We start from the raw sequence: 13711 nt of genomic DNA, 5'->3' as shown, positions 1-13711 counted from the left end.
CTAGTCCCACGTGGTCGGCTCGGCGTTGCCCCAGCCGACGATCTCCACGCTGAGCGAGTACTGGTTGTGGAAGCCGCCGTGCCAGCATCCGGTGTCCACGTACCCGTTCTCCGGCACGTTGAAGGCATACCCGCCGCCGAACCGCACGCCGTTCTCCAGGCAGTAGAGGGTGTACTTCCCCACCGGGAAGTTGCTCGTGTTCAGTCGCAGGAGATAGCAGGTGTCCGTGGTGCCGCATTTACCAGAATCCGGCCCCTGGCTCGTCCAGGCCCGCGGCTTCGGCGGGTCGTTCGTCCGGGCCGACGCGCTCGCGGTCGGGGTGGTCTGGTTCGCGGCGTCGACCGCCTTCACCGAGATCGAGTGGTTCTGCTGATACCCGTTGCCGACATTGACCGTGCCCTTGATCGCGACGTTCTGCCACCCACCGCCGTCGATGCTGACCTGCACCGTCTGGATGCTCCGCCCGTTGGCCGAGCCCTCGGCGTTCCAGCTCAGCTGCACCTGGGTGCCCAGGTTCACCGCCGAGGCCGCGGGGGCGTGCGGGCTGCCGAAGGGGATCGCGCTGGCGGCCCCGGACGACGGCCCCGCGTACGTGCCGCCGCCGACCTTCGCGACCTCGCGCAGCGTCACCTGGTAGGTGGTGCCGTTGGTGAGCCCGGTGATGGTCGTCCCGTCCCAGTTGCTCTGCCAGCCGCCGCCGTTCAGCCGGTACTGCGTGACGATCTCGTCCGCGCGGGCGCCGTTACGGGCGCCGTGCGTGAACTTCATCACGATCGCGCGGTCCTTGGCCGTCGCGGTCACGGCGCCGGGCGCACCGGGCAGGAGCACGCCCCGGCGCTCCGCCGAGGACGGGCTCGGCTGCCCCCAGCCCGCCTTGTTCTTCGCCGTGATGCGGAACGTGTACCCGGTCTCGGACGGGGTGACCAGGACCGCCTGGCTGGTCGCTCCGGCGGACACCGGAACGGTGCGCACGACGGACGATCCCTGCATCACCTCGAGCCGGTACTCGCTGATCGCGTCGCCGTTGTTGTCCGGCGGCGTCCACGCGACCTCCATCTGCGCCTCGCTGCCGACCGGCGCCAGCTCCTTGGTCGTCGGCGCGGCGGCCGCCTTCGGTGGCCCGGCGGGCACCTCGGGCACCGACCAGGCGCTCCAGCTGGAAGGCTCGGGGGCGCGGTTGTGCGCCTGGACCTGCACACGATAGTTCGCGCCGTTCTCGAGCCCCTCCCAGACCAGGGAGTTTCCGGTCGCGCTGCGCTCGGCCGGACCGCTCGGCGGCGCGGGCTCGATCCGCAGCGTGTACGACTCCACCGGGGACCCCGGGGTCGACGGCGTCTGCCAGGCGACGGAGAGCTTCTTGTCGCCGAACTTCAGCGTCGGCGGGTTCGGGGTGTCCGGGCGGGCGTCGGGCCTCGCGGGGCCGGACACCGGCGACGCCGGCCCCTCGCCCACGCGGTTCTTCGCCGTCACCTGGAACGTGTAGTCGACGTTGTTGGTCAGCCCCGTGAGCGTGCAGGTGGTCGTCGTGCAGCTCTTCGTGTAGGGCGCGCCCTGCGCCGACTTCACCACGTACTCGGTGATCTCCGCGCCGTTGTTCGGCGGAGCGCCCCAGGACAGCACCACCGTGCGGTCCTGCACGTTCGAGACCGACGGCATCCCCGGCGCGTCCGGCACGCCCTGCACCTTCACGGTGATCTTGCCGTCGACCTCGCGGTCGGGGTCCTTGGTCGCGTCCTGGATGCGGTAGCGCGCGACGAACACGCCCACGAAGCTCGACCCCAGCGAGATCTCGACCTCGTCGCCGACCAGCTTCACGGAGCCCTGACCGCTCTCGCCCGCGGCCGAGACCACCTTCAACGGCTTGTCCGGGAACGGGTTGATGTCGTTGTCGAGCACCGGGATGCGGATGGTCTTGCCCTGATCCGCCTCTTCGACGGTGTCGGTGTTCGCCACCGGCAGGTCTCGCGTCGACGCGGTGACCTTCACCCGCACGGTGCCCTCGACCGGTTCGGTGGTGCCGTCGGTGACGTTCAGGCGCACGGTGGTCGCGGTGCCCTTCTTCGCCGAGCTGCTCGCCTCGACGAGGAGCTTGGTGCCGTCCATGCGGGCACTCACGCCGCCGTCCGGCTGCTGGGCGATCGAGAACCGCAGCTTCCCGGCGTCGGCGGGGTCGGGGTCGCTCGAGAGGGAGGCGAGGTCGAGCGACGTCGCGTCCTCCCCCGGCGCCACCGAGATCTCCGAGTCGACGAACTCCGGCTGCTGGTTGTCGGGGGGAAGGACGAGGATCGGGATCGTCAGGGTGGACTTCCGCCCCTTCGGGTCCTCGGTCGACGTGCCGTCCGTCACCTCGAAGGTGATCGCGTCCTCGCCGAAGAACCCCTTCTTCGAGGTGTAGACCAGCGTGTGCTCGTCCTTGATGAGCGAGGAGCCGTCGGCGTTGACCGCGCTGACCTTCGCCGCCTCGGTGATGCGCACGGTCCCGCCGCCGGCGACGGCGACGTACTCGCTGAGCGGCAGCTGCTTCGTCTCGCCGCTCTTGACCTCGACGGGCTTCGTGGCGATCGTCGTCGGACGCAGCTCGGAGCGCGCCGGCACGAAGATGAAGGCCGAGGCGGAGAGGTCGTCGGCATCGGTCACGGTGTAGCGCACGAGCTGGCGCTCCTCGCCGACCGTCACGCGCACCTTGCGGTTGTCGAGCAGCGTGCCGCCCTTCTCGACGGAGACCTTGAGCCCCTCGGTGGTGCCGTCGGGGTCCTCGTCGTTGGCGAGGATGTCGAGGTCGACGCTCAGGCCGTCCTTCACGTCGGAGACGAGCACGCGGTCGTCTCGCGCGATCGGGCGCGCCAGCGGCACGTTCTTGTCGACCGTGATCGCCACGGGCGCGGTCGCCTCCGCCCCGCGCGCGTCGCGGACGGTGTACTGGATCGCGGTGGACAGCTCGCGGTCGGGGACGTCGATGACGACGCGGTCGCCGGACACCCGGGCCGACAGCCCGTCGATCTTCGGCAGGGTCAGGCCCTTCGAGACCAGGGCGATCTTGTCGCCGTCGGGATCGGAGTCGTTCGCGAGCACCGGGACCGCGACGGAGCGACCGGGACGCACGACCACCGAGTCCTTCACCGCGTACGGCGCCTGGTTGATGCCCTCGGGGGGCGCGATGCCCACCCGGATCGTGGCGGTGCCCTCCTTGCCGAGGCGGTCGCGCACCCGGTAGGTGAACGTGTCGACGCCGCTGGAGCGGTCGAAGGCCTTGTACACCAGGAAGTTCTGCCCGACCTCGGAGATCTGCCCCTTCGTGGGAGCCGAGGCCAGGCCCAGCAGCTCGACCGAGTCGCCGTCGATGTCGATGCCGTCCAGCGGCACGGCGATCTGCACGGAGGTGCCGGCGAGCGTGCGTGCGGTCAGGTCACGAGGGCGCGGCGCAGAGTTGTTCTTCTCATCGACCGGGAGGATCTGCACGGTCACATAGCCCGCGGCCTTCTGGTTCATCGAGTCGACGGCCTCGTAGGTGATGTGCGCGGTGCCCGGCTCGGAGCCGGCGCGGAAGCGCACCACGTCCTGCGAGACGAACGCGTCTCCCACTCCGGGCTCGGGGAGCGGCTCGACGAGCGTCGGGGAGACGTGCAGCGTGTCCCCGTTCGGGTGCGAGTCGTTGTCGAGCACGGGGATCGTCACGACATCGCCGGCGCGGACGGTGGCCTGATCGTCGTGGGCCACGGGGGGAAGGAGCTTCGCAGGCGCCGGGATCGGCACCACGATGACGTCGGCCTCGGCGGACTTGGCGCCGTTGGAGATCCGGTACTTGATGCGCACCGGCTCGGCGAGCCCGCCCTGGTCGCCGATGCGGAGGGTCTCGTGGTTGAGCACCGACACGGAGATCCCGCTGTGCGGCGGCACGGTGACCGACTGCAGCACGAGCACGCCGCCGGCCGGATCGGAGTCGTTGCCCAGCACCCCGACGAGCACCTCGCCGCCCGCGGGGAGCAGGGCGACATCGCGCACGGCGACCGGAGGCAGATCGGTCTCCCTCTTGTCGAGCACGTCGACGCGCACGAGCCCGATGGCGTCCTTGCCACCGGCCGAGGCGAGGTACTGCACGTAATAGACGCCGGACGTGGCCGCACGGAACGAGAACTGCTTGTTCGCGAAGTCGGGATCGAGAACGGCGCCGGGCGTCTCCACGACGCGGGTGAGCCGGAGCTGCTCGCGGCCCGAGCTGGTGTCGTTGGCGAGCGGGGAGATCGTGATCGACTCGCCCGCCCTGGTCACCACGTGGTCGGCGTTCGTCTTCGGAGCCGTGCTCCCTGCGGGCTTCACGTCGATGTAGATCGTGCTGGTCGTCGCCTCGCCGAGCGCATCCGAGACGCTCACCTCGACCTTCTGACGCCCCTGCGTGCTCGCCACCGCCCGATAGGTGATCTGCCCGTCGGTGGTGAACGTCGCCTCGTCTCCCGCCGCCGGGGTCACGTTGCGCAGATAGAGGTCGTCGCCGTCCGGGTCGATCCAGTCCGGGAGGACGTTGTACGACACGGTGCCGCCCGCCTCGACCGCGAGCTTGGTGACGCGCTTCGCCTTGGGCGCGGCGTTCTGCTTCCAGTCGTGCACCTCGACGGTGACCGTCGCGGTGTCCTTCCCGCCCCTGCCGTCCGAGGCCTCGTACTGGAAGCTCGAGGATCCGGAGGCCTTCTCGTCGGTGAGGATCTGCAGCGCCCCGCCGTTGAGGATCGGCTGCACGGTGCCCACCGACGGCTGCTTCGACGTGACCTTCGCGACCAGGACGTCGCCGTCGGGGTCGTTGTCGTTGTCCAGCACCGGCAGGAGGGTCGTCCCGCCGGGCCGCACGCCGAAGGAGTCGTCCTCGGCCGTCGGCGGGGTGTTCTCCTCCTTGCGGTCGGGGACCGTGGTCTCGACGGTCTCCTGCGTGGTGTCGTCCGGATCCTCCGACTCGCCCTCCGGCGGCGTGAGCACGCTCCAGTCGTCCACCTGCTGCAGGCTCTCGTTCGCCAGCCAGGCCGAGCCGGAGATCACGTCGTTCAGCACGATCACGTCGCGGTTCACGCGGAAGGCGAGCTGCGTCGACGACTCCGCACCGGGGATGCGCTGATTGAGGTCGGCGGAATCGCCGGCGCAGTCGCGCACGAAACGCGCCGACCCGGCCCACGCACCGTAGGTGCAGCCGCGCAGCGACACAGGCGTCGCCGGGCGGCCCTGACCCTTCGAGGAGATCTCGACCGGGGCACCGCCGTCGAGCGGCACGCGCACCAGCTGCGACGTCGTGGCCAGCGCCACGTCCGCAGCGGCGTCGGAGGCCTGCTGCAGCACGGCGGTGTCCGCGCCGTCGATCTTGGTGCGGAACCCGCCGGGCGTCGTCACCACGCCGGACGCGGCGTCGAGCACGACCGGGGTCTTCCCGACCGCGGTGATCGAGGGACGCGCGGACTTGTCGAGCCCGTCGAGCGAGGCCGTCGAGGTGCCGGTGGGAACGCCCTCCGGGCTCGTGGCCACCGTGACCACCTCGCTGCGCTCGCCCGAGACGGCGTAGACGGTGCCGTCGCGCGCGACGGTGACCGCCGCGTTCTTGCCCAGCTTCGCCGTGGGCTCCGCCGACTTGACGTCGAATCCGGAGAGGGCCTTCGCCGAGTGGACCCACAGCTGTCCGGTGGACTTGTCGAGGATCGCGGCGGTGAGCCGCCCGAGCGCGACCTGCGCGTCTCCGGGCATCGTCGCGCTGTCGGACAGCGACACCTGGGCGGGATCGACGGCGCTCAGCGTGGAGTTGCCCTTGTCGACGACGAGCACGGTCCCGGCGTCCTGCAGGACGTCGTAGTCTTCGCCCGTCGTGCGCGTGCCTCCGTCGATCACCGTCGACTCATGGTTGAAATGACCCACCAGCAGGCTCGACGTCTTCGTCAGCCACACCCCGGCATCATTCAGATCCACCTTCGCCGTCGGGAATCCGTCGTACGCGAACGCCATCCCGGTCAACACCACGGCACCCACGACCACACCGGCCGTCGACGCCAACACCTTCGGACGTCGCCGAACCCACGACAGTGCCTTCATGACTGATGCCCCCCCTGACCGAGGCCGGACGGGTCCGACCCGAGCATCCATGATAGTCACGGCTCGTGACGGGCGAATGTCCTCCTGACCTCGCGATCGTCTGTTCTCTCACCATAGGCGGGACCAGGGTTCCGTATCGATGGGGAGAACTCCCCATCGATACGGCGGATCAGCCGGCGAGCGTCGCGATGTCGATCACGAAGCGGAAGCGCACGTCGCCGGCGAGCACGCGCTCGTAGGCCTCGTTGATCGCGGACGCGGGGATCACCTCGATCTGTGCGGCGATCCCGTGCTCGGCACAGAAGTCGAGCATCTCCTGCGTCTCGGGAATGCCGCCGATGTTCGAACCGGCGACCGATCGGCGACCGGAGATCACCCGCGAGACGTCGAAGGAGAGCGGCTCGGGCGGGGCTCCCACGCACACCAGCGTGCCGTCGGTGTCGAGGAGCGAGAGGTAGTCGTTCAGCGGGATGGGAGCGCTGACGGTGTTGAGGATGAGATCGAAGGAGCGCCGGTTGTCGCGGAATGTCGCGGGGTCGGAGGTCGCGAGGTAGTGGTCGGCCCCGAGACGCAGCCCGTCGTCCTTCTTCCGCAGCGACTGGGACAGCACGGTGACCTCGGCGCCGAGTGCGTGCGCGATCTGCACCGCCATGTGCCCGAGGCCGCCGAGGCCGACCACGGCGACCCGGCTGCCCCGGGTGACGTTCCAGTGCCGCAGCGGCGAGAACGTGGTGATGCCCGCACACAGCAGCGGAGCGGCCGCGTCGAGGGGCAGCGCCTCGGGGATCCGCACCACGAAGCCCTCGGTGACGACCACCTGCTGCGAGTATCCGCCCTGGGTGACCGTGCCGTCGCGGTCGATCGCACCGTAGGTGCCGATCGCTCCCCGCTCGCAGTACTGCTGCGCGCCGCGCGCGCAGGCCCGGCACTCGCCGCACGAGTCCACCAGGCAGCCGACCCCCACGCGGTCGCCGACGGCGTGACGGGTCACCTCGGCGCCTACGGCGGCGACCGTGCCGGCGATCTCGTGTCCCGGCGCGAGGGGGTAGCGCTGCGGACCCCAGTCACCGCGGACGGTGTGGATGTCGGAGTGGCAGATGCCCGCGAAGGCGATGTCGATCAGCACATCGTGCGGACCGAGCTCGCGACGCGCGATCTCGATCTTCTCCAGCGGGGCGCCCTCGGCGGGGGCGGCGTAGGCGGTGACGAGCGACATGGCTCTCCTCTCGGTCCGGACGACTCAGTCGGCGATGCGCCAGCATCCGGCGAGGTGGTCGTCGACCATCCCCGCGGACTGCATGAGCGCGTACATCGTGGTGGGCCCGACGAAGCGGAAGCCCCTCTTGCGCAGCGCCTTGCTCAGCGCGGTGGACTCCGGCGTCACCGCGGGCACGTCGGCGAACTCCTGCGGCCGCGCGCCGGGGGCGGGGGCGAACGACCACATCAGCTCGTCGAGCCCGCCCTCCGGCATCGCCTCGACCAGCCGGGCGTTCTCGATCGTCGCGACGATCTTCTGACGGTTGCGGACGATGCCCGCGTCGCCGAGCAGCCGCTCGACGTCGGCCTCGTCGAAGCGCGCGACAGCAGCCGGCTCGAAACCGGCGAACACCTCGCGGAAACGCGGCCGTTTGCGCAGGATCGTGATCCAGCTCAACCCCGCCTGGAAGCCCTCGAGCGACATCTTCTCGAACAGCGCGCGATCGCCGTGCAACGGCGTGCCCCACTCCTCGTCGTGATAACGGCGGTACTCGTCGTCGTCGCCGACCCAGGCGCAGCGTGCGCGCCCGTCCGGACCGGTGGTGAGCGATGGCATGGGTCAACGCTACGGCACGTCGCTCTTCCAACGGGATTCTCGGGCGGCTCTGCTCTCCCGGAGATCGTCTGCGCCTTGCTCGACGACCGCATGAGCGGCGCGCCGCAGCGTGGCGAAGTAGCTCACTATATTGTCGGAGGGCTTCAACGGAAACGAAGATCTTCGCAGTTCACCGCATCAAGAAATTTGCCCTCTTTGACCTCGGATTTCACTTGTGACGAATACGACGCCGTCGGCACGACAGAGATCTCCACAGCGCTCGCGTCGTTCAACTGCACATCATCTGCGCAGATCGCCACGACCGTCCAGTCTTTCGGATCTGAAGTTGAGAGCGCGAACGAGGCAACCTGGCCCACGCGAGGGGACGAGTCTTGAATCAGAAACGAGGTTTCCTCAGGAGCACTACTGAACACTGCGCCAAGGGTCTGGCCTACGGCGTCGCTGGTCGGGAGCGATGGTCTGCTCGAGCATCCTGCGGCGGTGATCAAGAGAGCCACGGCTACAGTGCCCCCGGGGACAGCTCGACTCAGAGTCCGCACGAAATCGACGAGCTATACGGGTTGAAGGCAGTAAGTTGTCCGCTGGTTCGGACTGTAGTCCACGATGCGGGACCTCCGATCCGAGGTTGAGAACGCTTCTGTTCCCGAACATTGTACGTGTACTTGGTTCCAAGTGCCCGCGCCTTCCAAGTCTGACCCGCCTTCAGTGCGGGAGATGCGCATGCCACTGTTGTTGTCACGCTTTCCGCGGAACTGATGTGGAGGCCGGCGGACACGTCGCTTCTGCTCGCACCTAGGCTGACCTGGACGGTTCTCGTAACAGATTTGCCCGTCGTGATCGTGCAGGTTCCTCCGCTGGAAGTAATCTTGCAGCTCGCGAATACACTACCTGTTAAGTTGGATCGGGAGGACTTATTAATGACGACATATCGATAGGACGCGGCGCTTGCAGCCTCGGCGGCACCGATCGTAAAGACACCAATGCAAAGTACACAGATCGTGAACAACAGTGCTTTACGTCGATGTGACGAGCACGTAATTGAGGACAAGTTGATCCCAATCTTCAGGCAATTTTCAGAAGGATATCAGGAGGGGTCGCTGATTGCTGTTCTCTTTCGAAAGGACAGGCAAACCCGCCCCATTTCGGTCGAAATTGTTCCCATCGACGACGAGCCCGCTAAGGAGACTCACGCCGATGAACGCGAGCGCAACAGCCCATCCGATCGTCTTCTGGGCCTCAGCCAGCCCGCTATCGACGTCAACTCGACCACCCTCCTCGTACACCGCGCGAGAGTGAAGAACGCAGACTGCGACGTGAGATGACCGCGACGCCGTACAACGCACGCAACGGATCCGCCTCCACAGCCTTCGATATCAGGAACAGGGCTCGGTCGGCCCCAGGTCGCCATGACTGCATCCAGTCGGATGGATACGGTCACTGCGAGTCAGAACGTCACCGTTGATCGACGGGCAAACGAGTCCGTCATGAGAGCGGTGGTCGCGGACGCGGCCAGGTTCCACACAAGAACGATGGCAGCGATGACCAGCACCGTGACGAGAACGGCCCGTGCACGCCCTGACACGCGCCTGATGCAGAACAGACCGAAGACGATCGCGGCCACGAGCGCCAGCACACCCCACCCGACCACGAATGATGCGATAACGCCAGCCGCCAGAACGACGACGGGGACGACGACCTTCCGATCAACCCATGATGTTGCCTGTGCCTACGTCATGATCGCTGCCCTAGCCGAAGTTCTCCTGGAGGTAGGCCGCTGACTTCGAGGTCATCTTCACGACCTCGTCGAAGATCGTGCCGTCTGTGACGGGCCAGATCTCGACGAGGTAATACTCGGAGGCTTCTTCCTCGATGATGTCGTCGAGCTGACCGTCGCGTCGCGCGCCGGACACGCGGATGCGATAGTCGCCGGTGTCGCTGATCAGGCTTTCAGAGGCGTCGCCTCCGAAGAGCCCGGCGACGTAGAGCGTGTTATCGAACTCGGCGCGCAGGGTGGTGACTGCGACGTCGTCCCAGTCCTCGAGGTTGATAGGAGGCTCCTCGTCCGCTTGAATGCAGGTCACGTGGACCGATGCCGTGTCGATGGCGGTGAGGATGAAGAGCATGCGTCGGTCGGTGACCGGGAGGATCAGCCCACCAAGTGCTGGCGCCCACTCTTCCGTGGACGTTTCCCCCTCGCCGGAGATCTTCACCAGACGCTGAAGGACGCTGACCTGAACGGTTTCGGTTATAGATTCGCTCATTAGAACAACCTGAATTTGTCGTTCGGGAGAACCCGATTCTGCTTGTAGAAGGCACCCAGATCGCTGCCCTGCTTAGAGTTCTGGGTGGTAGAGACCTGGCAACGGCTGAAGCCCTTGGGCCCGCGCCTCGGATCTGAGCATAGATACACCCGGGAAGGACACGAGCACGCCCCGTGGATGCTACCCCTTGCTGTGTCGAAGCGAACGGGTACTCGTCGCACGAGTAACCCGTCTGCGCCTTGGGTGCGGCACACGACCGTTGATCTGCTCTGCCCGGCAGGTGTCCCAGGAAGATACCGCGCCTTCTCGGGCGGGTCGGCCGTGCCGATAGGATCGCGAAAGCAACCACACACCGGAGGGTAGCGTGCAAAGAAGCCGCCGTCAGAAGACGAAGACAATCCGTCGAGATGTTCAGGGTCTTCGCGCCCTTGCTGTGCTCCTCGTCTTCGCAAACCACATGGTCGGCTGGCCAGCAGGTGGTTTCGCCGGCGTCGACGTGTTCTTTGTTATTTCAGGGTTCCTGATCACCGGGCTTCTGCTGCGTGAGTACGATCGCACCGGTCACATCTCCGCGAGGAAGTTCTACCTCGGACGCCTAAAGCGCATCGTGCCCTCAGCGACGCTCGTCCTCCTGTTCGTCATCGCTTTCTCCTGGGCATTGTTCACCAAGAACCGCGCAGTCGCGGTGACGTGGGATGCGCTGTGGGCATTGCTGTTCGGCGCCAACTGGAACTTCGCTGCTGCCGGCACCGACTACTTCCAGGCAGACTCCGCAGTTTCACCACTTCAGCACTATTGGTCACTGTCCGTCGAGGAACAGTTCTACTTCGTGTGGCCATGGCTGCTGCTCGGCCTCCTGGTCATCTTCGCGCGGTTCATGCCAATGAATGACCGCCTGGCGCGCACGATCGCAGGGAGCACGATCGGCCTCATCTCGATCGCATCGTTCGCGTGGGCGTTCTACGATGCCGCCGCGAACCCGACCGTTGCCTACTTCTCGACATTCACCCGGGCATGGGAGCTCGGTGTGGGCGCGCTTATCGCGGTCGCTTCGCCGCTACTGGTCAACATCCCTCGTGTGCTCCGCACGGTGCTCGCCTACATCGGTCTCGTCGGTATCATCGCGTCCTGCATTCTGATCCCGACGACCGCCGCCTGGCCCGCTCCGTGGGCTCTCCTGCCCGTTCTCGCGACCGGCGTGGTGATTGCGTCCGGCGTTGGCGAAGAGGCCAGGTTCATCCAACCGCTCACGAACCCCGTCTCGGTGTACATCGGTGACATCTCGTACAGCCTGTACCTGTGGCACTTCCCGGCGATCATCTTCGGCCACGCCCTGTACCCCGACGCCGGCTCGCTCGCGTACTTCGGCATCCTCGCCGCGGGCTTCGCTCTCGCCACCGCCCAGTACTACGCCCTCGAACGTCCCCTGTGGAAGTCACCGCTCGGCACGAACGCCCGCCCCGGCGCCTGGAAGACCTGGCGGAGCGAGCAGGCGCACACGATTCAGTACGGCCTCGTGGGCGGGCTCGCCGCACTGTCCGTGGCAGTCGTGGGCGTCGCGTTCGTTCCATCGCCTCAGCCCGTCGACACGTCCATCTCAGCAGCGCCGGAGACGCCCGAACCATCGGCGTCGCCCAGCGCTGTGGCGATGCCCGCCGTAGCGGAGATCGATGCGGCGCTGCGCACGTCTCTCTCGCTGACCACCTGGCCTGAGCTCACACCGAGCATCGACGACTTCGGTCCCGACTCATGGGTGGATGCTTGGGTCAAAGACGGATGCCTCGCTCTCCACGGCAAGGCAGGCACGGACCCCCTGGGGACGCTCGATCGTTGCGTCTACGGCCCCAAGGGTGGCACACCGATAGCGCTCGTCGGAGACTCGATCGCGATCAGCTATCTTCCCGCGATTCAGGTCGCTTACCCGAAGGCTGAGATCCACGTCATGACGATGGCTGAGTGCCCCTTCGCCACGGTGACCGTCAAGAAGCGCGACGGTTCCGCGTTCAGTGCTTGCGATCCGTTTCATGCCGCTGTCGCTGACCGGCTGGCAAAGCTCAAGCCGGAATTGACGATCATGTCGCAGGCGGTGAACAGTGAGGCTCGGGTGTCCGGCTCCACCACGATGCGCGAAGGCATGGATGCCGCGCTGAAGGCAACGGCCGACGTTTCCGGTCGGGTCATCGTCCTTCCCCCGCCGCCACCCGGCAAGAACCTTGCGGACTGCTACTCGGCGACCTCGGGGCCGGCAGCCTGCGCGGCCGACGTCAGCGCTGAGCACATCAAGACGCGGAGCTCACTCATCGAGGACGTCGAACGTACGAAGCTCGCCGAGCTGGTGGACACGGATCAGCTGTTCTGCGTCTCCGGCAGGTGCCCTGCGATGGCAGATGGAGTCGTCATCCGTGCGGACGTCACTCACCTCACCCAGGACTACGCGGCGAAGATCGGGCCGGCGCTGGGCGAGCTCATCGACGCCTTGAAGTAGCGGTGTGGTCAAAGCGCTCCACGGCATCGAAACGTACGGGCGGCACGGCCTAGCGGTCGTCGGGGACATCGGCTCCGTCGCCGTCGACGAAGGAGCCGGCCGGGTCCGTCCTCAGCGCTTCTGCTGCTTCTTCAGCGCCTTCTCCGAGATCGGGGCGCGCCCCGAGGCGGCGAGCTCCGCGTAGTGCGCACGGGCCTCGTCCTGACGCTGCTGCTCGGCGCCGGAGGCGATCGGCGCGCGGACGTGCTCGGGCTCGTAGCCGAACGCGTCGACCAGCTCGAGGGCGTGCGGACGCAGGCGGGCGCACAGGCGGTCGATGTAGCTCGAGACCGCGGCCGCGCGCTGCGTCGACAGACGGCCGTTGATGAGGTGCCAGGCGAGGTGCTTCTCGATGAGCTGCAGGCCGAACAGGTCGCGCAACCAAGTCAGCACCTGGCGGGTCCCCTCGTCGTCGATGCGGTGCACGGCGTCGGTGAACGCCTCCCACTGCAGCAGCTCGCCGTGAGCACGCGCAGCCTCGATCAGCTCCGCCTGGTTCTCGTTGAACAGCTTCTCGGCGAGCACCTTGTCCTTGCCCGCCGGACGCAGGCGTCCGGCGATGTCGGCGACCATCTGCTGCACGCGCTCGGTCAGCAGCGCGTGCTGCTGGTCCTCGCGCAGGCCGTTCTCCACGGCGCGGGCGGTCGAGCCCAGGTCTGCCACCGCCTGCCCGAAGGCCCGCAGGCCGGCACCGTGGAAAACCTTGCCCGCGGTCTGACCCACGGCGTAGGCGGCGAGCGCCTTCGCGTCCTTGCCCTTGAACTGCTTCGCGAAGTCGGTCAGCAGACGCTTGCCGACCAGCTGCAGCAGCACGTTGTTGTCGCCCTCGAAGGTGACGTAGATGTCGAGGTCCTGCCGGAGGCCGACCAGCCGGTTCTCGAACATGAACCCGGCGCCGCCGCACGCCTCGCGCGCCTCCTGCAGCGTGTCGAGCGCATGCCAGGTGGAGAGCGGCTTGAGCGCGGCGGCGAGGGTCTCGAGGTCCTCGCGGTCGTCCGGGGTGTCGGTGCGGCCGGAGAACACGCCGTCGAACTTCTGCAGGAACTCGTC

At 67.3% G+C, this 13711-nt stretch carries 8 protein-coding genes and 1 pseudogene; 1 reads left to right on the top strand and 8 read right to left on the bottom strand.

Annotated features, from left to right (window positions below):
• From ABWO84_RS11785 to ABWO84_RS15830, 7 genes and pseudogenes are all read right to left on the bottom strand, one after another.
• Nucleotides 1-6063 (bottom strand): Ig-like domain-containing protein, encoded by a 6063-nt coding sequence (locus ABWO84_RS11785; RefSeq protein WP_353114772.1) that lies wholly within the window; start codon nucleotides 6061-6063, stop codon nucleotides 1-3.
• 169 nt (nucleotides 6064-6232) lie between these two features.
• Nucleotides 6233-7279 carry an NAD(P)-dependent alcohol dehydrogenase gene (locus ABWO84_RS11780; RefSeq protein ID WP_353114771.1) on the bottom strand — a complete coding sequence of 349 codons (1047 nt, stop codon included), beginning with the start codon at nucleotides 7277-7279 and terminating at the stop codon, nucleotides 6233-6235.
• Nucleotides 7280-7303: 24 nt separating this feature from the next.
• The gene (locus ABWO84_RS11775) at nucleotides 7304-7876 is read right to left on the bottom strand and encodes a DNA-3-methyladenine glycosylase I (protein WP_353114770.1); all 573 of its coding nucleotides are present in this window, start codon (nucleotides 7874-7876) and stop codon (nucleotides 7304-7306) included.
• 143 nt (nucleotides 7877-8019) lie between these two features.
• Nucleotides 8020-8373: a hypothetical protein gene (locus tag ABWO84_RS11770; RefSeq protein ID WP_353114769.1), complete on the bottom strand. Its 354-nt coding sequence runs from the start codon at nucleotides 8371-8373 to the stop codon at nucleotides 8020-8022.
• A gap of 947 nt (nucleotides 8374-9320) precedes the next feature.
• A complete protein-coding gene (locus ABWO84_RS11765) occupies nucleotides 9321-9509 on the bottom strand; it encodes a hypothetical protein (RefSeq protein ID WP_353114768.1) in 189 nt (62 codons plus the stop codon).
• Nucleotides 9510-9621: 112 nt separating this feature from the next.
• On the bottom strand, nucleotides 9622-10086 hold the full coding sequence (locus tag ABWO84_RS11760) for a hypothetical protein (RefSeq protein WP_353114767.1): 465 nt from the start codon (nucleotides 10084-10086) through the stop codon (nucleotides 9622-9624).
• Nucleotides 10087-10306: 220 nt separating this feature from the next.
• Nucleotides 10307-10486 (bottom strand): annotated as a pseudogene (locus tag ABWO84_RS15830) (NucA/NucB deoxyribonuclease domain-containing protein); the annotation flags it as partial.
• A 15-nt stretch (nucleotides 10487-10501) separates the two neighbouring features.
• Between ABWO84_RS15830 and ABWO84_RS11755 the strand changes: the two are divergent.
• A complete protein-coding gene (locus tag ABWO84_RS11755; RefSeq protein WP_353114766.1) occupies nucleotides 10502-12622 on the top strand; it encodes an acyltransferase family protein in 2121 nt (706 codons plus the stop codon).
• A gap of 111 nt (nucleotides 12623-12733) precedes the next feature.
• Here ABWO84_RS11755 and ABWO84_RS11750 read toward each other — a convergent pair.
• On the bottom strand, nucleotides 12734-13711 hold a 978-nt coding region (locus ABWO84_RS11750), incomplete at its 5' end, for an acyl-CoA dehydrogenase (protein WP_353114765.1).

This window comes from Microbacterium sp., assembly GCF_040394595.1.
Classification (GTDB): Bacteria; Actinomycetota; Actinomycetes; order Actinomycetales; family Microbacteriaceae; genus Microbacterium.
This window is presented reverse-complemented; position numbering and strand designations above follow the sequence as displayed.

What these genes read in the sequence shown, in the direction of transcription:
- ABWO84_RS11785 (WP_353114772.1), bottom strand. Translation starts at nt 6,063, where the DNA reads ATGAAGGCACTGTCGTGGGTTCGGCGACGTCCGAAGGTGTTGGCGTCG.
- ABWO84_RS11780 (WP_353114771.1), bottom strand. Translation starts at nt 7,279, where the DNA reads ATGTCGCTCGTCACCGCCTACGCCGCCCCCGCCGAGGGCGCCCCGCTG.
- ABWO84_RS11775 (WP_353114770.1), bottom strand. Translation starts at nt 7,876, where the DNA reads ATGCCATCGCTCACCACCGGTCCGGACGGGCGCGCACGCTGCGCCTGG.